This is a genomic window from Halomonas sp. PR-M31 (assembly GCF_001039575.1).
In the GTDB taxonomy this organism is placed as follows: Bacteria; Pseudomonadota; Gammaproteobacteria; order Pseudomonadales; family Halomonadaceae; genus Modicisalibacter.
Window position 1 is genome coordinate 63,257 of sequence record NZ_JIBT01000003.1, and the last position, 24,167, is coordinate 87,423.

Genomic DNA, 24,167 nt, shown 5'->3' on the forward strand with positions numbered 1-24,167 from the left:
GGTCGGTGTTTGATCGTTCATTTGCTCGAAAGGACATAAGGAGCATGTCGCGATGAGTCTTTCATCTCGTCCTTCGTTAGCGGGGGACGCCGCTGGCGCCAAAACAGCGAGCCTGAAAACAGCAGACGTCGAAACAAATGAGACTGAGGTAAAAGACGCCGATGTGCAGGCGGCGGCAAGATCGTCTCGAATTGCCATCGAGGCGGTGAAGCCGAGTCTCGACGACGGCCGTTTCGCGCCCAAGACCGTGGTGAACGACCCGGTGCCCCTGTCGGCGGTCATTTTTGCCGACGGTCACGACGTGCTGGCCGCCCAGGTGAGCTGGACCGATCCTCAAGGCGTGACCCGAGAAGCGCCCTTTAGGCTGGCCCGCCCCCTGGGGCTGGATGTCTGGGAGGGCCAGTTCACACCAACCCAGGTAGGACGCCATCAGTTCGTCATCGAGGCCTGGTGGGACATTTATGCCACCTACCGGGATGAGCTTGCCAAGAAGCACCAGGCCGGGGTGCCCGTCGAGCTCGAGCTCGAGGAAGGACGTCGCCTGGTGGAAAGCGCAGCCCAGCGCAGCGAAGGCGAGCTGGGCGAGAACCTTTCTGGAGTGCTGGCGCGTTTCGAGCAGGCGCAGCAGAACAGCCAACGAGTGGAGGTGCTTCTCGATTCTACCACTGCACATCTGATGGCGGCGGCGGACACGCGTGCACACCTCAGCCGTAGTGACGTCGTTTACCCCTTGGACGTGGACCGGCGGCCCGCGAATTTTGCCAGCTGGTACGAGCTCTTTCCGCGCTCGGAAACGGCGGACCCCAGCCGTCACGGCACCTTTGCCGACGTGCAAAAACGTCTGCCCATGATCCGTGACATGGGCTTCGACGTGCTCTACTTTCCGCCCATCCATCCTATCGGACGCGCCCATCGCAAGGGCCCCAACAATACCCTGGAAGCAGGCCCGGATGATCCGGGCAGCCCCTACGCCATCGGAAGTGATGAAGGGGGCCATGAGGCGATTCATCCGGAGCTTGGCAGCCGCGAGGATTTTCGCGAACTGGTGCAGGCAGCGGCGCGTCATGGCCTCGAGATCGCCCTGGATTTCGCCATTCAATGCTCCCCGGATCACCCCTGGCTTGCTGAGCATCCGGGCTGGTTCTCCTGGCGACCGGACGGCTCGATTCGCTATGCGGAAAACCCGCCGAAGAAGTATCAGGACATCGTCAACGTCGATTTCTACGCCGAAGACGCGGTTCCCGAGCTATGGCTGACCCTGCGCGACCTGGTGCAGCTGTGGGTCGATGAAGGGGTGCGCATCTTCCGGGTCGACAACCCACATACCAAGCCCTTGCCCTTCTGGGAGTGGCTGATCGCGGATATCAAAAGCCGCGACCCTGGGGTGCTGTTCCTCGCCGAGGCCTTCACGCGGCCACCGATGATGGCGCGTCTGGGCAAGGTGGGCTTCACGCAAAGCTATACCTATTTCACCTGGCGCCATACCAAGGCCGAGCTTACCCAGTATCTCACCGAGCTCAACGAGTCGCCGCTCAAGGAGTGCTATCGGCCCAACTTCTTCGTCAATACGCCGGACATCAATCCCTACTTTTTGCAGTCGTGCGGACGGCCAGGCTTTCTGATTCGGGCGGCGCTGGCCACCATGGGCTCCGGGCTCTGGGGCATGTACTCGGGCTTCGAGCTGTGCGAAGGCGCACCGGTGCCGGGCAAGGAGGAGTATCTTGATTCCGAGAAGTACGAGATACGCCCACGGGACTATGCTGCGCCGGGCAATATCATCTACGAGATCGCTCAACTCAACCGCATTCGCCGGGAGAACCCGGCGCTCCAGACCCATCTGGGAATAGCGTTTTATCCGGTCGACAACGAGCGGCTGCTTTATTTCGGCAAGCGCGACGAAGAGCGGGGTAATTTCGTGCTGGTCGCGGTGAACCTCGATCCCTTTGACGTTCAGGAGGGCCGTTTCGAACTCCCCTTGTGGGAGCTGGGCTTGCCCGACGAAGCAACACTTCGCATCGAGGACCTGATGACCGGTCAGCGCTTTACATGGCAAGGCAAACAGCAGTGGATGCGGCTCGATCCGGCGCATCTGCCCTTCGCCATCTGGCGCATTCAGCCGCTGGGTTAGATGCTGCAGCAGTCGCAAGAACCGCTCGCAGGGAACAGAACTGGCAGGGAGATACAGCACATGATGGATGCTAGCAGCGAAACCCACAGCGTCGATACGCTCAATTTTCTGGATGATCCGCTGTGGTACAAGGACGCGGTCATCTACCAGGTACACGTCAAGTCGTTCTTCGATGCCAACGACGACGGTATCGGTGATTTCCAGGGCCTGATCGACAAGCTCGACTACATCGTTGGCCTTGGCGTCAACACGATCTGGATTCTGCCGTTCTATCCGTCCCCGCGACGGGACGACGGCTATGACATTGCCGAGTACTGCAACGTCAGCCCGGATTACGGCACCCTGGAAGATGCCCAGCGTTTCATCGACGAAGCCCATAAGCGCGGGCTTCGGGTCATCACCGAGCTTGTCATCAATCACACCTCGGATCAGCACGAATGGTTCCAGCGTGCCCGTAACGCGCCGCCGGGCTCACCGGAGCGGGATTTCTATGTCTGGTCCGATACGGATCAGGCTTATCAGGGCACGCGTATCATCTTCCTCGACACGGAAACCTCCAACTGGACCTGGGACCCGGTGGCGGGGGCCTATTTCTGGCACCGTTTCTATTCCCATCAGCCGGATCTCAACTTCGATAACCCCAAGGTGCTCGAGGAAGTGCTCAAGGTCATGAGCTACTGGCTGGACATGGGAGTCGATGGACTGCGCCTGGACGCCATTCCCTATCTAGTGGAGCGGGAAGGCACCAACAACGAGAACCTGCCGGAAACCCACGTGGTGCTCAAGAAGATCCGGCAGGCCCTGGACGAGCGCTATCCGGATCGCATGCTGCTGGCGGAGGCCAATCAGTGGCCCGAGGACACCCGGCCCTACTTTGGCGGTAATGAGGGCGGCGACGGCGACGAGTGCCACATGGCTTTCCACTTCCCGCTGATGCCGCGCATGTACATGGCCCTTGCCCAGGAAGACCGCTTTCCCATCACGGACATTCTGCGACAGACCCCGGAAATTCCGCCCAACTGTCAGTGGGCGATCTTCCTGCGCAACCACGATGAGCTGACCCTGGAGATGGTCACGGATAGGGAGCGGGACTACCTGTGGAATCACTACGCCGCGGATCGGCGCGCCCGCATCAACCTGGGCATTCGCCGGCGTCTGGCGCCGCTGCTCGAGCGCGACCGGCGCCGTATCGAGTTGCTCAACAGTCTGCTGCTGTCCATGCCCGGTACCCCGGTGCTCTATTACGGCGACGAGATCGGCATGGGGGACAACATCTATCTCGGCGATCGTGACGGTGTGCGCACCCCCATGCAGTGGTCCATGGATCGCAGCGGCGGCTTTTCCCGAGCGGACCCGGCAAGCCTCGTGCTGCCGCCGATCATGGACCCGCTGTATGGCTTTCAGGCCATCAACGTGGAAGCCCAATCCCGGGACCCTCATTCATTGTTGAACAGCATGCGTCGTCTGTTGGTCGTGCGCAGCAAGCACAGAGCCTTCAGTCGTGGCAGCATGCGCCCGCTGCATCCCGCCAATCGTCATGTGCTGGCCTACCTGCGGGAGATGACCCTGGACGATGGCACGACGGAAGTGCTTTTATGCGTGGCCAACCTGGCTCGCTCTGCCCAGGCAGTGGAGCTGGACATGAGCGCTTTTGCCGGACAGGTGCCGGTGGAGATGGTCGGCGGCAGCGCCTTCCCGCCAGTGGGCAAGCTGCCTTATCTACTGACGCTGCCGCCCTACGGCTTCTACTGGTTCTATCTAGCCCCAGAGACCGCCATGCCGGAATGGCACGTGCCGGTCCCGGAGCCGATGCCGGACTACGCCACCCTGATCGTCAAGCGCAAGCTTGAAGAGATTCTCGAGGGCACGCCGCGCAAACTGCTCGAAAACGAGATACTGCCAAGCTACCTGCCCAAGCGGCGCTGGTTTGCCGCCAAGCAGCAGCGCATCGAACAGGTTACGCTGCTGTACGCCACGCCGCTTACGAACTCCGGGCGGGTCGGGCTGCTCAGTGAAATCGAAGTGCGCCACGCTCAAGGGGTGGAACGCTATCAGCTGCCGTTTGCGTTTCTCGGCGAAGAGGAGCAGGACCGGGCGCTTCCCCGCCAGCTGGCCCTGGCCCGGGTGCGTCGCGCCAATCAGGTCGGCCTGCTCACGGACGCCATCACCCGGGACGAGTTTGCCCTGGCGGTAGTGGAGGCCATACGCAACGCCGCCACCTTGCCAAGCGCTGCGGGTGAAATACGTTTCTTGCCCACCTCCCTGATGAACGAACTCGAGCTGCCGGAGCAGCCCGAAGTGGTACAGCAAGGGGTGGAGCAGTCCAACAGCTCCATCATCGTCAACTACCAGGTCGTGCTCAAGGTGCTGCGCCGGGTCGAGAGCGGCCTGCATCCGGAAGCGGAAATGGGCCGTTATCTGAGCGAGCAGGGCTTTGCCAACATGGCGCCGCTGTACGGTGAAGTGGCGCGCTTCGACGAGGAAGGCTCCCAGACCCTGATGCTGCTGCAAGGCTACATCAACAATCAGGGAGACGCCTGGTCCTGGACTCGCACGACCCTTGAGCGTGCCTGCGGGATGCGGGCGAGGAAAATCAGGCCATGGAAGAGGGCTTTGGCCCTCGGGGTGAACTCGAGGCCTTTGCCGCGATCCTGGGCCAGCGTCTAGGCGAGCTGCATCAGGCGCTGGCTGTCTCTACCCAGAATGCGGATTTCAGCCCCGAGGTTGCAGATGAAGCGCAGGTGACGAACTGGATTCGGCGCATACATCAACAGGTCGAGAACGCCCTCGAGCTGCTGGCACGCCATAGAAGCGAGGCCGCAGAAGCCGAGCAGCGCATGATCGACCGAATTCTTGAAAGCCGTGATCATTTGCTGGCTGCCATCGCACCTCTGGCCCAGCAAGCCAAGGGCAGCCTGTTGATACGCAACCACGGCGACCTGCATCTGGGCCAGGTGCTGGTGGCCAACGGGGACGCCTTCATCATCGATTTCGAGGGTGAGCCTGCCCGGACACTTGAAGAACGCCGAGCCAAGGATAGCCCTTTTAAAGACGTGGCGGGTATGCTGCGTTCCTTCGACTACGCCGGTGTGAAACTTGAGGAAGGACAGATTGGCTTGGATGGTGAGAGCGACGGCAGTGACGCCCGCTCCCTTTCGGAGCAGATTCTGGATGAATGTCGGCGTCTTTTCCTCGAAGGCTATCGTCATGCCACGGAGGATCTGCCCCATCGCCTGCAAAGCGATGAACAGGCCAAGGCAGCGCTGGATTTGTTCCTGCTGGAAAAGACGGTCTACGAGCTTGCCTATGAAGCCGCCAATCGTCCAACCTGGCTCAGCGTGCCGCTGCGCGGCTGATGACTATCGCCGATCAATGGATGGGAGAAGCGAATGAGTAATCAACCCGTCGAATACGCCCAGCATACAAGAGACGAGCGGCTGAAGCTGCCCGCGGATGACGCAGAAGCCTTGGCCCGGGGCACCCATGCGGATCCCTTTGCGGTACTGGGCCTGCAAGAGGGTGCAGAGAATGACTTGGATGGCCCGCTGCTGCGGGTCTATCTGCCCGGCGCCCTGGGGGTGGACGTGCTGGATCGGGATAGCGATGAGTTTCGCTGCTGCCTCACACCTATACAGATTCCGGGACTGTTTGCCGCACGGCTACCCCACGGCGCCCCTTACAAGCTGCGTATCCGCTGGCCCCAAGGGAGTGAACAGGAAACGGAAGACCCTTACGCCTTCGGCCTGCTGCTGGGCGAAATGGATCTGTACCTGATCGGCGAGGGCAATCATCGCAATTTGGGCCACTGCCTGGGCGCCCAGCCCATGACCATCGACGAGGTGAAGGGCGTGCGTTTCGCGGTATGGGCACCCAACGCCCACCGGGTGTCCGTGGTCGGGGAGTTCAATGGTTGGGACGGCCGGCGTCATCCGATGCGCCTGCGCCACCCGGCTGGCGTATGGGAGCTTTTCCTGCCGCGCCTCGGACCCGGGGAAGCCTACAAATACGAGATGATCGACGCCCAGGGCGCGCTGACGCTGAAGGCCGATCCGGTGGCCCTGGCGACCCGGATGCCGCCGGACACCGCTTCCGTGGTGGCGGATACCACACCCTTCACCTGGCAGGATGATGCCTGGCTCGAAAAACGCGGCGAGCATCAGGCGCCGGACAGGCCCATGGCCATCTACGAGGTGCACGCCGCCTCCTGGCGCAAGCACGGCGGCGATGAGGGCGAGCTTTACAGCTGGCGAGATCTTGCCGAGCATCTGATCCCCTATGTCAAGGAGATGGGGTTTACTCATCTCGAGCTGCTGCCGATCATGGAACACCCTTTTGGCGGCTCCTGGGGCTATCAGCCGTTGGGGCAGTTCGCCCCTAGCGGTCGCTTCGGTAGCCCCCAGGATTTCGCTTATTTCGTCGATGCCTGCCATGCGGCGGAACTCGGTGTGATTCTGGACTGGGTGCCGGCGCATTTCCCCACGGACCCCCATGGCCTGGCCCGCTTCGATGGCACGGCGCTGTACGAGTACGAGCATCCCTTCGAGGGTTTTCACCAGGATTGGAACACCTACATCTTCAATCTGGGGCGGCGGGAGGTGCATGGCTTCATGCTGGCCTCGGCCCTTCATTGGGTGAAGCACTTCCACGTAGATGCGCTGCGGGTGGATGCGGTGGCCTCGATGCTGTACCGGGACTATTCCCGCAAGGACGGCGAATGGATTCCCAACCGCCATGGCGGCCGTGAAAACCTGGAAGCGATCGATTTCCTGCGACACCTCAATGCGGTAATCAACGAGGAAGTGCCGGGGGCGGCAGTCATCGCCGAGGAGTCCACCGCCTGGCCCGGGGTGACTCAGCCCACGGAAGAAGGCGGACTCGGCTTTGCCTACAAGTGGAACATGGGCTGGATGCACGACACCCTGAGCTACATGGCCAATGATCCGCTCTATCGCAGCTATGCCCACAATGAAATGACCTTTCCGCTGGTCTATGCCTTCTCCGAGCGTTATGTGCTGCCCATCTCCCATGATGAGGTGGTGCATGGCAAGGGCTCGCTGATCAACAAGATGCCTGGGGACGACTGGCAGCGCTTCGCCAACCTGCGGGCCTATCTTGCCCTCATGTGGACCCAGCCCGGCAAGAAGCTTCTGTTCATGGGTTGCGAGTTCGCCCAGTGGCGAGAGTGGAGTCATGACCGGGAGCTCGACTGGTCGCTGCTCGGTGAGCCGCGCCACGAAGGCATTCAGCGCCTGGTGCGTGACCTCAACCGGCTGTATACGGACCTGCCGGCCCTGCATGAGCGAGACACGGAGCCTTCTGGTTTCAGCTGGGTGGTGGGAGATGATTCCAGCAACAGCGTCTTTGCCTGGCTGCGCTGGAGCGCGGCCGGGGAGCCGTTATTGGTGGTGGCCAACATGACACCGGTGGCCCATGACGATTATCGTCTGGGCGTACCGCTACCAGGGCGCTGGGAGGAAAGCTTCAACAGCGATGCCGAGCATTATGGTGGCGCCAATCGGGGCAACCTGGGGGAGCTCACCACCCGGGACGAATCCCTGCACGGCCAGTCCGCGAGTCTTGCCTTGCGTCTGCCGCCCTTGAGCGTGCTGATGCTGCGTCCCACGGGGGAGAAGACAGTGTCTTGATCCGAGCGTCAGGGGCGTTGCGCGCTCAGTCCCGCTTGGGATGAAAGCGCACCGTGACGCCGTTGACCCCGAGCTCGTTGATTTCTGACGGGCGGCCCTGTTCATCCAGGCGCACGAGGCCGATGCCGGAGCCGTTCCATAGCCGCTCGCCGGCCTTGGCCCGATCCGGAATGAAGGGGCGTACCTCCATGCGCCGGCGCTTGGTGAACCAGTTGAGCGGCGACCAGGGGGCATAGAGCCAGCGGTTGAGACGATCGAACCAGTCCAGCAGCGTGTCGGGAAACCCATTCTTGATACCGCTGCTGGTGATCTGCCAGATGTGCGGCCCTGCATCGCGATGACGGATGCGCACGTCGTAGACGAAGGAGTAGTGTACGTCCCCGGAAAGAATGACGTAGTTGCGCGGCGTGCGAGTGTGTCGAAAGATATTGAGCATGACCTGGGCCGCGCCACGATGCGCCATCCAGTTTTCCGCATCGACTAACAAGGGTTTGCCGGCCCAGGTGAACAGACGCTGAACGCCTTCGATCAGCTTGACCCCGAACATCGGAGATGGCGACACGATGATGATCGAGGGCTCGTCCAGCATTTCCTGCTGCAATTCCGTCAATGCCTCCCAGTCCATCAGCCCCGAGGGGCGATGACGCTTGCGCTCGCTGCGCCAGCGCCGGGTGCGGATATCCAAGGCCACCAGCTTGGGCGGACCGGGCAGGCAGAATCCCCAGCCTTCGAAACGCAAAAGCTCGGTAATCAAATCGTCCTGCTGTTTGCTCGGCAGATAACCGTGCGCGTCAAAGGCCTCGAGAAAGTGCTGCAACTGATCGATGGGTGCTTTCAAGCGTTCAGGGGCGTTGCCCCAGCCCTGGCAAAGCAGATAGGCAACCAGAGCATTGCCTACGATGCGACGGGAAAACGAATGCCCGTAGGCGGTCTCTTCCCAGGCGGCGGTCAGGTTCCAGTCGTCGGTGACATCGTGATCGTCGAAGATCATCAACGTCGGCACTTGCGCAAATAGCCGCGCCACCGCCGGTAACTCGGCGACGAACTCATCGATCACCTCGCGTTCTTTGGCAAAGCGCTCCCGGTACTCGTCATCCAGGGAAGGCTCGGCGCGTGAAATCAGCCCCCAGGGCACCGGGGACCACACCAGCAGGTACATGGCCAGGACTTCACTCAGGGTGATCAGGTGGTTGGCGGCGCTATCCGTGGTAAACACGGGCTTTTCCACGCCGCCGAAAAAGCGCTCTCGCAGTGCTTCCGTGGATTCGAACTGAGGCAGCAGGTATTCCCGGCGATAATAGGTATCTTCGGCGGCATAAAGCGCATCGCTGTCATCCACCACCGCGCCTTCGAGGCGCTCACCCCAAAGCCCCAGGCGCTCGATCAACTCGTGAATGGCGGCGAGCATGGGGCCGGCGACATCGTCTGCGTAGATCTGATCGCCGGTCAGCAGCAGCAGTGCAGGGCGCTTTTCGGCATGATCATGATGTTCGGCGAGCCAGGCATCCGCCCGGGCCAGACCGTCACGCGAGCCGTAGTGGGGCTTACGACAGGAGCCGTGGAGAATGCCGTCCAGGCGCGACTTGATCACGAAGCTCGGATGACGCTCATCGCCATAAAGAAGATGCGGCGCCCAGTCGGCAATGCCTGTTTCTTCGCCATTGGAATGAACGATATGCAAGTCGTAGCCGATCATGACGTCCTCAGGCAGCGGCGCGTCCAGGGCGACATCGATCAGACAGGCGTAGGCATTTCGCCCTAATGGCAGACAGCGGCAATGCTTTTCTTCCAGAACGACGGAGAAACTGTCTGCGTTGGCGGAATGCAGTGTCAGACGCAGCGATAAGGGGCGTGTCGTTACCAGCCAGAGTACGAGACGCTGGCGCTCGATACGGCGCAGGATCGGACCGACCAGGACATCCGGAAGCTGACGGGAAACACGCTCATCCATGCAGGGTAGTTGGCCGGTGATGGGAAGGTTTCAGCATACCCTCTGTAGCAGGTCGCTGACCATGCGGCTTTTGTTTCGAAGAAACATGATTCTACGCAGGGCTTTTTAGACAGGCCCGGACTTCCTCGTCCGTCGTTTGACTGAAATCGACATACCATTGCCCCACGGCACGAAAATTCTCCGGGGTGGCGACACAAACGATGTCATCGACTTCCTCGGCCAGCGCTTCGAGGGTCTCGTTCGGCGCGACCGGCACCGCCAGGATCAGATGTTTTGCCCCCAGTCGGCGAATGGCCCGGATTGCCGCCCGCATGCTGGCACCGGTGGCAATGCCATCGTCAACGACAATGATCTGGCGTTCGTTCAGATCCGGATAGGGTCGCTTACCCCGATAGGCCGTTTCGCGTCGAGTGAGTTCGCGACGCTCTCTGTCGATCACTGTCTGCAGGCGCTGCTCGTTGATACGCAGCCGTTCGACCAGTGAGTCATCGAGCACCGTCACATCGCCGCTGGCGATGGCCCCCATGGCAAATTCCTCATGGCCCGGCACACCCAGCTTGCGCACCACCATGACATCAAGACTTGCCTTCAATTCCCGGGCGATCTCCGCCGCTACCGGTACCCCGCCCCGGGGCAGTCCCAATATGAGTGTTTCATCGATGGCATACGCAAGAAGCCGTCTGGCAAGCGCCCGGCCCGCGGCGCGACGATTGGCAAAGGGCAGTTCCGACATTCAAACCTCCTGAAACATGCGTGAACACCTATCGCAGCCCAGTGTCGGCATTACCGGGCATTTTTGCCAGCGTGCCCGGGGTTGACGCCTCAAGCCGAGGTGCTGCGTCGGCGCAGCGAACGCTCGACGAACTCGCAGCCAGGGCGATACTCGCCCCGAGCCGCTGCCAGCGCCCGGTTCAACGTCAACTCCGCGATACGGGCATGATCCTGAGGCAGGGAATTGACTCGCTGAGGAAGGAAGTCGAGCAGACGATCATCGCCAAAGGTGGCCAGGCGCAGTGTGTCGGGCAGGCCAGCGTTTTTCAGCAGTACATCGAAAACACCATCGAGCAGGGTATAGGAGGCGGTGATCAGGGCATCCGGCAGGCCCTGCTCATCGAGCAGCCGATGCATCAATCGAGCGCCCTCGCCGCGTGCGTAGCGCCTTGCGGTGAATATCAGCGGAGTGGCGCCGGTGCCGGACAGGGCCTGATAGAAACCCTGGCGGCGCTTTCGCGTGATCGAAAGCCCCTCCACCGCATCGAACCAGGCGAGGCGCCGAACGTCGGGCGTCATCAGCGAACGGGTCAGCGTTTCGGCGGCATCGATATCGTGGCTGACGATGCAGGCAAAATGCCCAGGGTCCAGCATGCGATCCACGGCGATCACCGGCAGGCCATCTGCCATGAGATCTCGATAGAAACCATCATTCGGCATCAAGCTGCTGGCAACGATCAAGATCTGGCAGCGCTGGCCCCGCAGCGCCAGTGCCAGTTCACGCTCCGTTTCGGGATCATCGTCGGAACCGGCAATCAACAGTTGGAAGCCCTGTTCCCGGGCGCCGCGTTCAAGATGCTTGGCTAGCCGCGCGTAGCTCGCATTCTCGAGATCCGGCACGATCAGCCCTAGCATACGACTTTGACCTCGGCGCAGGGCGGCGGCCTGGGCATCGACCCGGTACTGATACTGCTCAACCACCGCCAGTACCTTCTCTACCGTGTCATGACTGATGCGGTGCGCCTGGGCCTTGCCATTGACCACATAGCTTGCGGTGGTGCGCGAGACCCCAGCGAGACGCGCAATGTCAGCGAGAGTCATCTTGGCTCCTTGGTTTGGACACTATTCTGAAAAAGCCAGGATGCAACATTTGCAGACATTCCCACTTGATTAATCACCAGGATGATTTCAGCATGATTATCATTCAAAGTGACACGATTCAGCACCGTGAAACAAGACAGCCCCAGCATGAAAAAAGCTATTTCGGACAGGCTCAGGAGGTTAAATGCTCACACTGCATCAGGATGATGTGCTGCTCGACTGTCAGGCAGAGGATTGGCGGGACGCGCTGGATCAAGCCGCCGACGCCCTGGTCGAGGCGGGGCGGGCCACCCCGGAATATCGCCAGGGTCTGTATGAGCGCGAGTCGCAGTCTTCGACCTACCTGGGCAACGCCATCGCCATCCCCCACGGCACGCCGGAGAGTCGGGATCAGGTGTTGGCAACCGGGGTCCGGGTGCTGCAGTTTCCTAAGGGCGTACAGTGGCACGACGGCAATCGCGTGCATGTGCTGGTGACCATCGCTGCCCAAAGCGACGAGCATCTCGACATCCTGCGAGCCCTGACCCATGTACTGGATCGCGAAGGGGTTGCCGAGCGACTGGCCAGGGCCGACAGTCGTGACGAGATCATTGCCGCGCTATCCAAGGCGCCGGTGGTGGCGCGTCTTGATATCGAGACGCTGTGCCTTGGTTTTCCCGCCAGGGATCGTTTCGAGCTGGCCCTTGCCGGGGCCGCCCGGCTGCGTCAGGCGGACTGCGTGAACACCGATTTCGTCGCCGCCATCGTTCAACAGGAGCCTGTCGCCCTGGGGCAGGGCCTGTGGCTCGTCAGCAGCGCCCAAGGCGTCACGACGCCTGCATTGTCCCTGGCCACGCCGGAATCCAGGATTGTCGGCCAGGAAGGTGCGCTCAACGGCGTGTTCTGTCTGGCTACCCAGGGTGATGCCCACCTGGGCCTGCTGGAGCGACTGGCGTCTCTGCTTGACGCCGGTGAAGGGGAAGCCCTGGCGGATGCGGATGCAGCCACGGTGTTGGCGCGTCTGGCGGGCGAGCATGCCGGCGCCGAGACCGAACGCGTGCGGGTGCTCAACGCCCACGGCCTTCACGCCCGGCCAGCCAAGCAGCTGGTCCAGATCGTTCGGGAGCAACCCGTGCCGATCAAGGTACGTCTGCTTGAAGGCAGCGTCGAAACCGTGTCCGCGGCGAGTCTGACCAAGGTCCTAGGCCTGGGGGCGCGACGCGGTCAGACCCTGGTGTTTTCCGCGCAAGGCGAGGGCGCGTCGAAGGCACTCGCGGCGGTGGCCGAAGCGGTTCGCGAAGGTCTTGGCGAAAAGGTCGTAGCCATCGAAGAACGACAGGATATTGGCGTTTCCGATGAGACGCCGGTCGAGCTCGAATCGCTGGCGGCGGATGCCTCCCATGTCGGGGTCGCCGCGGCGCCGGGACTGGCGATCGCGCCTGCTTTCGTGATGCGCCTGCCGCGCTTTGAGTATTCCGAACGTGCGCAGGATCTGGCAGGCCCTCGTGCGGGAAGCGGCGACAAGCAAAAGGAGCGTCTGGATCACGCATTGAAGGAAGCAAATGATCAGCTCGAAACGCTCATACGCCAGGCGGAAGGCGCCGAGGTAGCGGAAATCCTCTCGATGCATGAAGAAATGCTCGACGACCCGGAGCTGCGCGAGGCGGCCCATGAAGGCATCGACGACGGACTCTCCGCAGAGGCGGCCTGGTGGCAAAGCATCGATGCCGCCGCCGGAGCCCAGGAAATGCTGGCGGATCGATTGTTGGCGGAGCGGGCCGCGGATCTGCGTGACGTGGGTCGGCGCGTGCTCGGGCTTTTATGCGGCGTCTCGATGCCCAGGCCGCCGGACGAGCCCTATATCCTGGTCACCGAAGATGTCGGTCCTTCTGACGTGGCAAGATTGGACACTGCCAAGGTACGCGGTCTGCTTACCGCCCGCGGTGGCGCGACTTCTCACAGCGCCATTCTTGCCCGCGCCCTGGGCATTGCTGCCGTGGTGGGGGCCGGGCCGCGCATCATGACCCTGGAAAACGGCAGCGAGCTGATCCTCGACGGCGAGCGTGGTCGGGTGATCCCTGCACCGACCAAGGATCGCCGTGATCGCGCCCTGCTGCGTTTGAAAGAGCAGGAGGCACTGGAGCGCAAGGCCTATAGTGCGCGTTTCGACGAAGGGCGCACCCAGGATGGCCGCCGGGTCGAGATCGCTGCCAATCTGGGCAACACGGCTCATACCGCGGACGCGGTCGAATACGGTGCCGCAGGCATTGGCCTGCTGCGTACGGAATTCGTCTTCATGGCCCATCCCGACGCGCCGGATCTGGATACCCAGGTCGATGAATACCGCCAGGCGTTCGATGCTCTTGATGGCCGCCCTTTGGTGGCGCGCACCCTGGATGTGGGGGGAGACAAGCCCTTGCCCTATTGGCCGCTGCCTCAGGAAGACAATCCCTTTCTTGGCCTGCGCGGCATACGCCTGGCGCTGACCCGTCCGGAGATTCTCGAAACCCAGCTTCGCGCGCTGCTTGTCGCTGCGGGAAACAGGCCGCTTCGAATCATGTTCCCCATGGTCAAGGATATTGCGGAGTTCCGTGCTGGCCGAGCCATCGTCGAGCGCCTGCAGCAGGAAATTCAGGCGTCGGATGTGCAGGTGGGCGTGATGGTCGAGATTCCTTCCTGCGCGCTGCTGGCGCCAGCCCTGGCGGAAGAGGTCGACTTTTTCTCCATAGGTACCAACGACTTGACCCAGTACACCCTGGCCATCGATCGTGGCCATTCAACGCTTTCCTCTCAATCCGATGCGCTGCATCCGGCGGTGCTGAGGTTGATCCAGATGACCGTCGAGGCGGCTCATGCCAAAGGTAAATGGGTAGGGGTGTGCGGTGAGTTGGGCAGCGACCCTCAGGCGGTGCCGGTGCTGGTGGGTCTAGGCGTCGATGAGCTGTCGGTATCCATGCGCCAGGTGCCCCTGGTCAAGGCGCGGCTGCGAGAGCTGACTTTCGAGCGAGCACAACGGCAAGCCGAACTGGCTCTGACTCAGTCCACCAGCGACGCGGTGCGCGAAGCCCTGGAGGCGCTGTAATGGCCAGAATCCTCACGCTGAGTCTCAACCCGGCCCTGGATTTGGCAGTTGGCCTGGAAACCCTTGCCCTGGGGGAGGTCAATCGCACCGAGTCCACCCGTCTGGATGCCGCGGGCAAGGGCGTCAACGTGGCTCGGGTGCTGGTAGCCCTGGGCCATGAGGTGACGGTGTCGGGATTTCTCGGCGCCGACAACGACGCGCCGTTTGTGCGTGCCTTCACCGATCTCGGGGTGAAGGATGCCTTCCTGCGAGTGCCGGGTCAGACCCGTATCAATGCCAAGATTTCCGAACGGGGCGGGCGGGTCACCGACATCAATGGGCCGGGGGCGAACGTAAACCAGGAAGCATGGCAGCAGTTGCTCGACGATCTCGATGTCAGCGCCAGAGATTCGATGCGCCGCCCGGACGCGGTGGTGATTGCGGGCAGTTTGCCGCCAGGCATCGAACCAAGGGATCTGGCGAGCCTGATTAGTCGGCTGCGTGAGCAGGGATTGCCTGTCTGGGTCGATACCAGCGGCCCAGCGCTGACTGCCGCCATCGACCTCCTGCCCAAAGCGTGCAAGCCCAGCGCGGTCAAGCCCAACGAACAGGAGCTTGCGGCCTGGGCAGGCGCGACACTGAAAAGTGAATCTGCACGTTTGAAGGCCGCCAAACGACTCTTTGATACGGGCATCGAAGAGGCCCTGATCTCCGCCGGCAGCGATGGCGTGCTATGGGTCAGCCGGCGCGGTGCATGGCTTGCCACGCCGCCCAGGGTGAACGTGGTCAGCACCGTCTGCGCAGGAGACACCCTGCTTGCCGCCATGTTGCACGGCGTGCTTATCGATCTGCCCGCAGAGGAGACGCTGCGTCTGTCCACGGCGCTCTCCGCGGACGCCGTGCGTCATGTCGGGGTCGGCGATCCTCGCGCCGAGGATTTCGATCGACTTCAATCTCAGACCCATGTGCGTTGTCTGGAAGAGGGTAACGCCAATGCAAAAGGAGCATTTGCATGAATGTAATCCTCGTTACCGCCTGCCCGAGCGGTATGGCGACGACCTTCCTGGCTGCTCGGCGCCTGGAACAGGCGGCAAAACGCCGCGACTGGAAAGTCACGGTGGAAATGCACGGCGAGCTCGAACCTTTGACCCCGGCAAGCCAGGATGCCATCGAGGCCGCGGAGCTGATCGTCGTCGCGGCGGATCATGTTCCGGAGCCGCAGCGTTTCGAAGGCAAGCGGCTGTTTCAGGCGGCGATCGACCAGGCGCTGCCGGACCCGGCGGGCTTTCTCGAGCGGGCCAGTCGGGATGCGGCTATTTATAGGGCGCCGCTTTCTAAGCGCCCGAGGCCGCGCCTGAACATGCGCCAAGCTCTGTATCGGCGCCCGGACATGCGCCAGGCTCTGTATCGGCGTCCGAACATGCGCCCGGACATGCGCCAGGCGCTTTACAGACGCCCGAAGCCGCGTCGGGGTCAACGACCAAGAATATCGTTGCGGTGACCGCGTGTCCCACCGGGGTAGCGCATACTTTCATGGCCGCCGAGGCGCTGGCGGAAAGCGGTCGCCGGCTGGGACACAATATGCGGGTCGAGACCCAAGGCTCCGTGGGAGCTCAGGATGCGCTGACCGAGGAGGAGATACGCGCCGCGGACCTGGTCATTCTGGCCTGCGACATCGAAGTCGATCCGACTCGTTTTGCGGGCAAACCCATATGGCGTACCTCTACCGGCACCGCTCTCAAGAAACCTCAGCAAACCGTCGAAGAGGCGCTGGCCGGGGCCGAAGTAGAAGATCAAGCATCAAATTCAGGCGATGACCGCGAACGCAAGAAAAGCGTCAAGGAAAAGGGCGTTTACAAGCACCTGCTGACCGGGGTCTCCTTCATGCTGCCCATGGTGGTGGCGGGCGGTCTTTTGATCGCGCTCTCTTTCGTGTTCGGCATCGAGGCCTTCAAGGAAGAAGGCACGCTGGCCGCGGCATTGATGAAGATCGGCGGCGATAGTGCTTTCCAGCTGATGATTCCGGTGTTGGCAGGCTATATCGCCTATTCCATTGCGGACCGGCCGGGCATCGCCCCGGGTATGATCGGCGGCTGGCTGGCGGCGGACATCGGCTCAGGCTTCATTGGCGGCATCATCGCGGGCTTTCTGGCAGGCTACGTGGCCAAGGCGGTCATTCGCTACGTCAAGCTGCCGTCGAGTGTGGAATCCCTCAAGCCGATTTTGATCATTCCGCTGGTGGCGAGTCTGGTGACAGGTCTCGTCATGATCTATCTGATCGGCGAGCCGGTCGCGGCGATACTTGCCGGTCTGACTCATTTTCTCGAAACCATGGGCTCGACCAACGCGGTGCTGCTGGGTATCCTGCTCGGCGCCATGATGTGCTTCGACATGGGTGGCCCTGTCAACAAGGCCGCCTACACCTTTGGCGTCGGCTTGCTTGCCTCGGAAACCTATGCGCCGATGGCGGCGATCATGGCCGCCGGCATGGTGCCCGCCATCGGCATGGGCATTGCCACCTTCGTTGCCCGCAGCAAGTTCGCCCAAGCCGAGCGGGAGGCGGGCAAGGCCTCCTTCGTGCTGGGCCTCTGTTTCATCAGTGAAGGCGCGATTCCCTTCGCGGCAAAGGACCCGTTGCGGGTGATTCCTGTTGCCATGATCGGCGGGGCGATTACCGGGGCGCTGTCGATGCTGTTCGGCGCCAAGCTGATGGCGCCTCACGGTGGGATCTTCGTCTTGCTGATTCCCAATGCCATCTCGCCGGCGCTACTGTATCTGGCCGCCATCGCGATCGGCTCCCTTGTAACGGGCTTTGGCTACGCCATGATCAAGCGCAGCGAACAAACCTTGTCCGTCGAAGCTAGCACCTGAGCGATTCTGGCAGCCAGGCATGTAAGGAATCGGCTATCTTTTATCCTGTCTTTGTTTAGACCGAGGCGTGCGCCATGTGTTTTTCCGCCAATGCAAGCTTTGCCAGCAGCGCGATCATCGCGGTCGTGGGGATGGCAACCCTTGCGCGAACTCAGCATCGAAGCGAATGGCTGTTCGCGAGCCTACCGCTGCTTTTTGCCTGGCATCAGTTCAATGAAGGGATGGTCTGGCTTGGCTTGACGGGTGACGTGCCGATAGGAAGCCTGCAAGGGTGGGGGTTTGCCTACATGCTCTATGCGCAAGGCTTGTTGCCCCTGCTTATTCCCTTGAGCGTATGGCTGCTCGAGCCCGGTCGCCATCGGCAGCGTCTGATCGTGCCGTTTCTGCTGATAGGCGGTGGACTGACCCTTTACCAGCTGTGGGCACTGTTGAATTACAGCACCGATATATACGTGCGTGAACACAGCGTGGTGTATCACAATCCGGCCACGCGGCATCGGCTGATCGCCGTGTTGTATATAATTGCTACCTGCGGCGCCCTGTTCTTCTCCGGCTATCGTTATATCGTTGGCTTCGGCGTGGCCAATCTTCTGGGACTGCTGGTGGTGATCTATTTCAAGCAGTACGCCTTTACCTCGGTATGGTGCACCTATGCAGCCATCGTCAGTGTCTTGATCTATGGTCATTTTCATTTGCGCCGCAATATGCAGGCTCATGCAAACCGAGCCAGGAAAGCTTAGCCGGAAAAGCGCGACAGCCTCTTGACCGCCTGCCTTTTATGTTTGAGGTGTCGCGCACTCTCCTAGATCGTGGCAACCGCACCAGAATCAACCCGGTAGTTGGCGCCGTTGACGAAACTGGCTTTATCCGAGCACAAAAAGGTAATGACCGCCGCCACTTCCTCCGGCTCGCCGCGCCGGCCCAGTTCCATGAAGGGACGTTCCTCCTTCAGGAAGGATTGAATCGCCTCGTCCCGGCTGATCGAGCGCTGATCGGCCAGCTTGTCCATCATCTCATCGGTCATGGGTGTGGCGATGAAGGCCGGTGATACCGTGTTCACCAGCAATCCTTCCTTGGCGTAGCTACGAGACAGCCTCGCGCCACGGACAGAAGCCCAGCCTTGGCAGCGCAGTAGGGAAGCTCATCGTCGTAGGGTTGAACCGCGTCTTCCGAGGAGATGAAGACCAGTCGCCCCCAGCCGCCGCTGCGCAGATCCGACAAAAACGCCTGCAGTACCCGCATTGGCCCCATCAGATTGACGTCCAGGGTCCGTTGCCACCCGGCTTCATCGATCTCGTGAAAAAGCCCGTCCGGGCCGTGAATACCCGCCCCTTGCACCAGGATGTCGATCTCGCCGACGGCCTCGGCGACATGCTTCTTGAGCGCCTGAACCGAAGAGGTGTCCGAGACATCCGCGGCGAAGGCATGTAGCTGGCCCTCCTTGGCATCCAGCTTGGCTGCCGCGGCGTCGAGAACGTCTTGATCCAGATCCGACATCACTACGATTACGCCCTCGGCCAGCAGTTGCCGAACCGTCGCGAAACCTATTCCTGAGTCGGCGCCGGTCACCAGCGCCTTGCGTCCTTGGATATTGAGATCCATGGGGAAGTCCTCCTTGACGTGTGGGAATACATTACATGCAGATGAATCTGCGATTACTCAAGACCTAGCGTAGAACAAAGAAGACCGCTATCGGTAATCTTCTTAATGCTGAATAGCCATCGCCTCTCATCGCGTATCAAAGGCCACGCTGCGTATCAGCGCCACGATCGGCATGCCTTCTTTTATCTTCAATTCATCGAAGGACTTGCGGGTCAGGCGCGCGCGCAGTATCTGCTTGCCAATCCTCAGGCGCAGTTCGACGGAGGTCTTGTTGCCGGCCACCAGACCGATCTGTTCCACGCTGGCGCTGAGCTGGTTGCGGTAGCTGACCAGCTCGGATGTTGACAGGGCCAGGGCCACGTCGCGTACCGGAATACGCAGGCGCAGTGCGGTGCCAAGGGGGGCGTCGACGATGGGAATGGTCAGGCACTGACCGTCCTCCAGACGCAGCTGGGTCAAAGCGTAATGATGATCGTGATCGTCGACGGTGGCGGTGACGACTGAGGCAGCATCGAATCCGCCCAGGTATTCGGTGAGATCGAAGCGCAGCAGCAACTCCTCCAAGCGACCATGGGCGAGCAGGCGGCCCTGATCGAGCAGCACCAGATGATCGGCGATGGCGATCAATTCGTCCGGGTCGTGGCTGACATAGACGATGGGAATGTCTATATCCCTGGCCAGGCGGGCAATATAGCGCAGTAGTTCCTGCTTGCGAGGCCCATCGAGGCCGGTCAGGGGCTCGTCCATCAACAATAGGTGCGGATCGGTCAGCAGCGCCCGGCCGATGGCCACTCGCCGGGCCTCGCCGCCAGAGAGGGTGGCGGGAAAGCGATTGAGCAAAGGCTTTATGCCCAGCAGATCCACGATGGTATCGAAGCGGGATCGGGCGCTCGAGCGCATGCCGTAAGTAAGATTGCCCTTCACCTTGTAGTGAGGAAATAGACGCGCTTCCTGAAAGACGACGCCCAGTCGGCGCCGATGCGGTGGCATCGCGATGCCTTGACGGGTATCCACGAGGGTTTGCTCACCGATACGAATGACGCCACTGTCCGGCGTATCGAGCCCAGCGATCAGGCGCAGCAGGCTGGTCTTGCCGCTGCCCGAGGCGCCGAATAGAGCGGTGACCCCGGTAGCGGGAACTTCAAGAGAGGTCTTGAGCGTGAAATCCCCCAGGCGCTTTTCGACCGCGACGCTAAGCCCCATCGAAAACGCAGAATGGCCGTCGTCTTCAGCATCGGACTGAGAGAAGGTCGAGGGGTCGTGGGTATCTTCAACCATCGCGTTCTCGCAGGCGTTGCTTGGCCTTGCGCGCCAGCCATTCCGAGGTCAGCAGTGACAGCATGGCGATCACGATGGCGATGGCGCACAGGCGCGCTGCTGCGTCTTCCTTGCCCGGAGATTGAATCAGTGTATAGAGCGCCAGAGGCAGGGTGCGGGTCTCGCCGGGAATGTTCGAGGCAAAGGTGATGGTCGCGCCGAATTCGGACAGCGCCCGAGCGAAGGCCAGCACCGTACCGGTCAAAAGCCCGGGAAATGCCAGAGGCAGGGTAATGGTGAAGAACACCCGCCAGCGATTGGCGCCTAGGGTGCTGGCCGCGGCCTCGAGTTTCACATCCACCGCTTCAAGCGATAGCCGCAGGGCCCGTACCAGCAGCGGGAAGGCCATGATCCCTCCGGCAACCGCCGCGCCTTGCCAGGTGAAGGGCAGGGTAATGCCGAACCAATGATGCAACCATTGTCCCAGAAAGCCCTGGCGGCCCAGCGAAATCAGCAATAGATAGCCGACCACCACCGGGGGCAGCACCAGAGGCAGATGCATTACGCCATCGAGCAGCGCCTTGCCGCGGAATTCATAACGAGCCATGAGCCAGGCCAGCGCTATCCCAGGCATCATGATCCAGCCGACCGCAGTGCCTGCAATCTTGAGGCTGATAAGGATGGCCTGCCATTCGGCATCGGAAAGCATGCTATTGCCTCATGCTCAGGGGCTTGCGTCTTGGGCCGCAGCGAAGCCAAAGTCGGCGAAGATCGCCAAGGCCTCGTCGCTTTCCAGCCACTGACGAAATGCCTGAGCAGGTTCACTGACCGGTAGATTGACCAGCGCCAACGGATAGACGATGGGGTCGTGACTGTCAGCCGGAAACAGGCTAAGTTGATCGACCTTGTCGCTGGCCTTGGCATCGGTCTGGTAGACGATCCCCAGGGGGGCTTCCCCCTGTTCCACCAGAGCCAGAGCCGCTCGGACGTTGTCGGCCCGGGCCAGGCGCGGCTCGAGCGCATCCCATTCACCCAGTGACTGCAGCGCCTGTTTGGAATAGATACCCGCCGGCACATGATCCGGATCGCCCACGGATAGACGCTCCTGATCGTCAAGCAGCGAGACGAGCTTTCCATCGTTTCCCGGGGTGAAAGCAGGCAGATCACGCTCTTTGAGAGCAATGAGGACAAGATGGTTCTGCAATAGATTGGTTCGCGAGTCCAGTTCGATGCCTTGATCCGGCAACCAGTCCATCCATTGTACGTTGGCGGAAAAAAACAGCTCCGCGGGGGCGCCGTTGGCAATCTGACGGGCAGCGGTAGAGGATGATGCGTAAACCGGCACGATATCGACATCATGCTGGGCCTCATAGCGGTCGATGGCTTCGTTCAAGGCATCGGTCAGCGAGGCGGCAGCAAAAATCTTGACGCCCGGCTTTTCCTTGGCGGTATCAGCCTGAGCAAGAAAAGCGACGCCCAATAGGGCGAATAGCAGAAAACCGCGAATCAAGACTGTATATTTAAACGAGGCGCGATGCCTGGTCTGCCACTTGAACATGTAAACCCCCGGCATGATTGAACGTCGATGGCATCGGACCATAGCAGTAACCTCATGGGTTTCCAAACCTGAGTCTTCCCTCTCGAGAGCCCGACCTGTACCTTGTTTACCTATTGTTTACGTAACGACAGGAACGAACGGAAAAATGTCAACGCAACCTACGATGATTTCCTATCGAGGCCTCTGGCGCTCGACGCTGCTTCTATTCATGGTGCTCGTATTGACGGGCTGTGGTATCAACAACATTCCGCGTCTGGATGAACAGGTGAAGTCGGCCTGGTCTCAGGTCGAGAATCAGTATCAGCGTCGGGCGGATCTAGTGCCCAACCTGGTAGAGACGGTCAAGGGATTCGCCAATCAGGAGCGAGAAACCCTGACGGCGGTGATCGAAGCCCGCTCCAAGGCGACTTCCATTCAGGTCGACGCGGACACGCTGGATAACCCTCAGAAGCTGCAGCAATTCCAGCAGGCCCAAGGGCAGCTGACCAGCGCGCTGAGTCGTTTGATGGCGGTCTCCGAGCGCTATCCGGAGCTGCGCTCCAACCAGAATTTCCTGGCGCTGCAATCCCAGCTGGAAGGCACCGAGAATCGTATTTCGGTCGCACGGCGGGATTTCATTGCCGCTGTAGAACGCTATAACACTGAGATTCGTACCTTCCCAGGCCGGATATGGCATAGCGTTATGTACAGTGACATGCCGATACGCGAGAACTTCGAGGCCACCGCCGAGAACGCGGAACAGGCGCCTCAGGTGGAATTCTAATGGCTATCTGTCTACGCCTACCATTACTACTGTTGCTGTTATTACCGCTCTGGGCGCTTAGCGCTCAGGCCCAGCAGCCTGAATTCCCCGAGCTAAGCGGGCGAGTGGTGGACAAGGCCGAGTTGCTGAACCCGCAGGCCGAAGCCCAACTGACGGAGATGCTCGAGGCCCATGAGCAGCAATCCACGGAGCAGGTCGTGGTGGTCACCGTGCCGAGCCTGCAAGGCTATGATATCGCGGACTACGGCTATCAGCTGGGGCGCCAGTGGGGCATCGGGCAGAAGGGTGAAGACAACGGTGCCCTACTGATCGTCGCGCCGGAAGAGCGCAAGGTGCGTATCGAGGTGGGTTACGGTCTAGAAGGGCGGCTGACGGATGCCCAGTCTTCGATCATCATCAACCAGATCATGACACCAGCCTTCAGGCAAGATGATTATGCCAAGGGTATTACCCAGGGTGCGGCGGCGATGGTCCAGGTGCTGGGCGGCGACCCCCTGGCCGAACCAAAAGGCGGTGCTTCCAGGAACAACGAAAGTCAGGGTGGTCCCGCATCGATCTGGTTCTTCATCATGTTCGCCGTCGTCATGCTCATTTCCCGCGGCGGCGGGGGAGGCGGCCGTGGACGGCGGCGAGGTCGTGGTGGATTGCTGGCCGGCGCGCTTCTCGGCTCGTCCGTCGGACGTGGCGGCTCTGGCGGCGGTTTCGGCGGTGGCGGCTTCGGTGGCGGAGGCGGTGGTTTTGGGGGCGGGGGGGCGTCCGGTGGCTGGTAATCGGAGTGACTACATACCGGTGCCTGGCTCCAAACGCCTTATGCTTTACGCCGTTCGGCAATTCATTCAGCAACTCCCAGTATTTCAGAGTATAAAAATCATGGCTTTATTGAGTGATAGCGAACAGCACCAAGTGGCGGAGGCGATCAATCGCATCGAACGTGAGACCGATGCGGAACTGGTCACGGTGCTTGCCCCTCAGGCGGACGACTATGCCTATATCCCTTTGCTATGGGCGGGGATTCTGGCGCTGGTGGTGCCTGGCGCCATCAATTATTTTCCCGGTTGGCTGAGCGCTGCGGAATTGCTATTGGTCCAGTGGGGCACGTTCATCCTGCTGGGGCTGCTGTTCAGGATGCCCAAGATTACCACCCGGCTCATTCCTCGCAGCGTGCGCCACTGGCGGGCGTCTAACTTGGCTCGGCGCCAGTTTCTGGAGCAGAACCTGCACCACACCAGCAATGAAACCGGCGTGCTGATCTTCGTCTCGGAAGCCGAGCGCTATGTGGAAATCCTGGTGGACCGGGGTATCTCGAAGCGTCTAAAAGACGACACCTGGCAATCCATCGTGGCGGCGTTCACCCAGCAGGTAAAAGAAGGCCAGACGCTGCAAGGTTTTTTGACCTGCATCGATTCCTGCGGTGAACACTTAAAGCGCGAGGTGCCCGCCACCCATGAGCGCAATGAGTTGCCCAATCGTCTGGTGGTTCTCTAGGGCCTGTAGACGTTTCATTCACGGCCGCGCTGGCGCCAGTTTTTATTCGGGGCAA

Annotated in this window: 18 protein-coding genes and 1 pseudogene; 11 read left to right on the forward strand and 8 right to left on the reverse strand. The window is 61.1% G+C overall.

Features of this window, described 5'->3' with window-relative positions; translation table 11 throughout:
• Positions 1 to 52: 52 nt before the first annotated feature.
• From CH74_RS01645 to glgB, 4 genes are read left to right on the forward strand one after another with little or no spacing between them, the layout of a single operon-like run.
• Positions 53 to 2,128 carry an alpha-1,4-glucan--maltose-1-phosphate maltosyltransferase gene (locus tag CH74_RS01645; protein ID WP_082140246.1) on the forward strand — a complete coding sequence of 692 codons (2,076 nt, stop codon included), beginning with the start codon at positions 53 to 55 and terminating at the stop codon, positions 2,126 to 2,128.
• A 60-nt stretch (positions 2,129 to 2,188) separates the two neighbouring features.
• The gene (treS, locus tag CH74_RS01650) at positions 2,189 to 4,795 is read left to right on the forward strand and encodes a maltose alpha-D-glucosyltransferase (RefSeq protein WP_253272893.1); all 2,607 of its coding nucleotides are present in this window, start codon (positions 2,189 to 2,191) and stop codon (positions 4,793 to 4,795) included.
• Entirely contained in the window at positions 4,729 to 5,484 is a 756-nt protein-coding gene (locus CH74_RS19235) for a phosphotransferase (RefSeq protein WP_253272894.1), read from the forward strand. The genes treS and CH74_RS19235 overlap by 67 nt, the downstream gene beginning before the upstream one ends.
• A 33-nt stretch (positions 5,485 to 5,517) precedes the next feature.
• The gene (gene glgB, locus CH74_RS01655) at positions 5,518 to 7,773 is read left to right on the forward strand and encodes a 1,4-alpha-glucan branching protein GlgB (RefSeq protein WP_048305743.1); all 2,256 of its coding nucleotides are present in this window, start codon (positions 5,518 to 5,520) and stop codon (positions 7,771 to 7,773) included.
• Positions 7,774 to 7,798: 25 nt separating this feature from the next.
• Here the strand turns inward: glgB and CH74_RS01660 are convergent, their stop codons facing one another.
• The 3 genes from CH74_RS01660 to cra all read right to left on the reverse strand — a co-directional run bounded on the left by CH74_RS01660 (position 7,799) and on the right by cra (position 11,536).
• Entirely contained in the window at positions 7,799 to 9,724 is a 1,926-nt protein-coding gene (locus CH74_RS01660; protein WP_048305744.1) for an alkaline phosphatase D family protein, read from the reverse strand.
• 91 nt (positions 9,725 to 9,815) lie between these two features.
• Positions 9,816 to 10,457 carry a phosphoribosyltransferase gene (locus CH74_RS01665; RefSeq protein WP_048305745.1) on the reverse strand — a complete coding sequence of 214 codons (642 nt, stop codon included), beginning with the start codon at positions 10,455 to 10,457 and terminating at the stop codon, positions 9,816 to 9,818.
• Positions 10,458 to 10,546: 89 nt separating this feature from the next.
• Positions 10,547 to 11,536: a catabolite repressor/activator gene (gene cra / locus CH74_RS01670; protein WP_048305746.1), complete on the reverse strand. Its 990-nt coding sequence runs from the start codon at positions 11,534 to 11,536 to the stop codon at positions 10,547 to 10,549.
• 184 nt (positions 11,537 to 11,720) lie between these two features.
• On the opposite strand from cra, the gene ptsP reads away from it, so the two are divergent.
• From ptsP to CH74_RS01690, 4 genes and pseudogenes are all read left to right on the forward strand, one after another.
• Positions 11,721 to 14,597 (forward strand): phosphoenolpyruvate--protein phosphotransferase, encoded by a 2,877-nt coding sequence (ptsP, locus tag CH74_RS01675; protein WP_048305747.1) that lies wholly within the window; start codon positions 11,721 to 11,723, stop codon positions 14,595 to 14,597.
• Positions 14,597 to 15,592 (forward strand): 1-phosphofructokinase, encoded by a 996-nt coding sequence (gene pfkB, locus CH74_RS01680; RefSeq protein WP_048305748.1) that lies wholly within the window; start codon positions 14,597 to 14,599, stop codon positions 15,590 to 15,592. Before ptsP ends, pfkB begins: the two co-directional genes overlap by 1 nt.
• Positions 15,589 to 17,447: pseudogene (locus CH74_RS01685) on the forward strand (PTS fructose-like transporter subunit IIB). The gene pfkB and the pseudogene CH74_RS01685 overlap by 4 nt, the downstream one beginning before the upstream one ends.
• A gap of 74 nt (positions 17,448 to 17,521) precedes the next feature.
• Positions 17,522 to 18,187, forward strand: a complete 666-nt coding sequence (locus CH74_RS01690; RefSeq protein WP_048305749.1) for a DUF6629 family protein — start codon at positions 17,522 to 17,524, stop codon at positions 18,185 to 18,187.
• Positions 18,188 to 18,249: 62 nt separating this feature from the next.
• On the opposite strand, the gene CH74_RS18895 is transcribed toward CH74_RS01690, so the two are convergent.
• The 5 genes from CH74_RS18895 to modA form a co-directional block, all read right to left on the reverse strand.
• Positions 18,250 to 18,507 carry an SDR family oxidoreductase gene (locus CH74_RS18895; protein ID WP_216594683.1) on the reverse strand — a complete coding sequence of 86 codons (258 nt, stop codon included), beginning with the start codon at positions 18,505 to 18,507 and terminating at the stop codon, positions 18,250 to 18,252.
• Positions 18,504 to 19,049 (reverse strand): SDR family NAD(P)-dependent oxidoreductase, encoded by a 546-nt coding sequence (locus CH74_RS01695; protein ID WP_216594684.1) that lies wholly within the window; start codon positions 19,047 to 19,049, stop codon positions 18,504 to 18,506. Before CH74_RS01695 ends, CH74_RS18895 begins: the two co-directional genes overlap by 4 nt.
• Positions 19,050 to 19,175: 126 nt before the next feature.
• Positions 19,176 to 20,327: a molybdenum ABC transporter ATP-binding protein gene (modC, locus tag CH74_RS01700; protein WP_082140247.1), complete on the reverse strand. Its 1,152-nt coding sequence runs from the start codon at positions 20,325 to 20,327 to the stop codon at positions 19,176 to 19,178.
• Positions 20,320 to 21,015, reverse strand: a complete 696-nt coding sequence (gene modB / locus CH74_RS01705) for a molybdate ABC transporter permease subunit (protein ID WP_048305750.1) — start codon at positions 21,013 to 21,015, stop codon at positions 20,320 to 20,322. Before modB ends, modC begins: the two co-directional genes overlap by 8 nt.
• Before the next feature lie 15 nt (positions 21,016 to 21,030).
• Positions 21,031 to 21,864: a molybdate ABC transporter substrate-binding protein gene (gene modA / locus CH74_RS01710; protein ID WP_048305763.1), complete on the reverse strand. Its 834-nt coding sequence runs from the start codon at positions 21,862 to 21,864 to the stop codon at positions 21,031 to 21,033.
• A gap of 145 nt (positions 21,865 to 22,009) precedes the next feature.
• On the opposite strand from modA, the gene CH74_RS01715 reads away from it, so the two are divergent.
• The 3 genes from CH74_RS01715 to CH74_RS01725 all read left to right on the forward strand — a co-directional run bounded on the left by CH74_RS01715 (position 22,010) and on the right by CH74_RS01725 (position 24,112).
• On the forward strand, positions 22,010 to 22,627 hold the full coding sequence (locus CH74_RS01715) for a LemA family protein (protein WP_048305751.1): 618 nt from the start codon (positions 22,010 to 22,012) through the stop codon (positions 22,625 to 22,627).
• Positions 22,627 to 23,397 (forward strand): YgcG family protein, encoded by a 771-nt coding sequence (locus tag CH74_RS01720; RefSeq protein ID WP_048305752.1) that lies wholly within the window; start codon positions 22,627 to 22,629, stop codon positions 23,395 to 23,397. Before CH74_RS01715 ends, CH74_RS01720 begins: the two co-directional genes overlap by 1 nt.
• 100 nt (positions 23,398 to 23,497) lie before the next feature.
• Complete coding sequence (locus tag CH74_RS01725; protein WP_048305764.1) at positions 23,498 to 24,112, forward strand: TPM domain-containing protein; 615 nt, start codon at positions 23,498 to 23,500, stop codon at positions 24,110 to 24,112.
• Positions 24,113 to 24,167 lie beyond the last annotated feature (55 nt).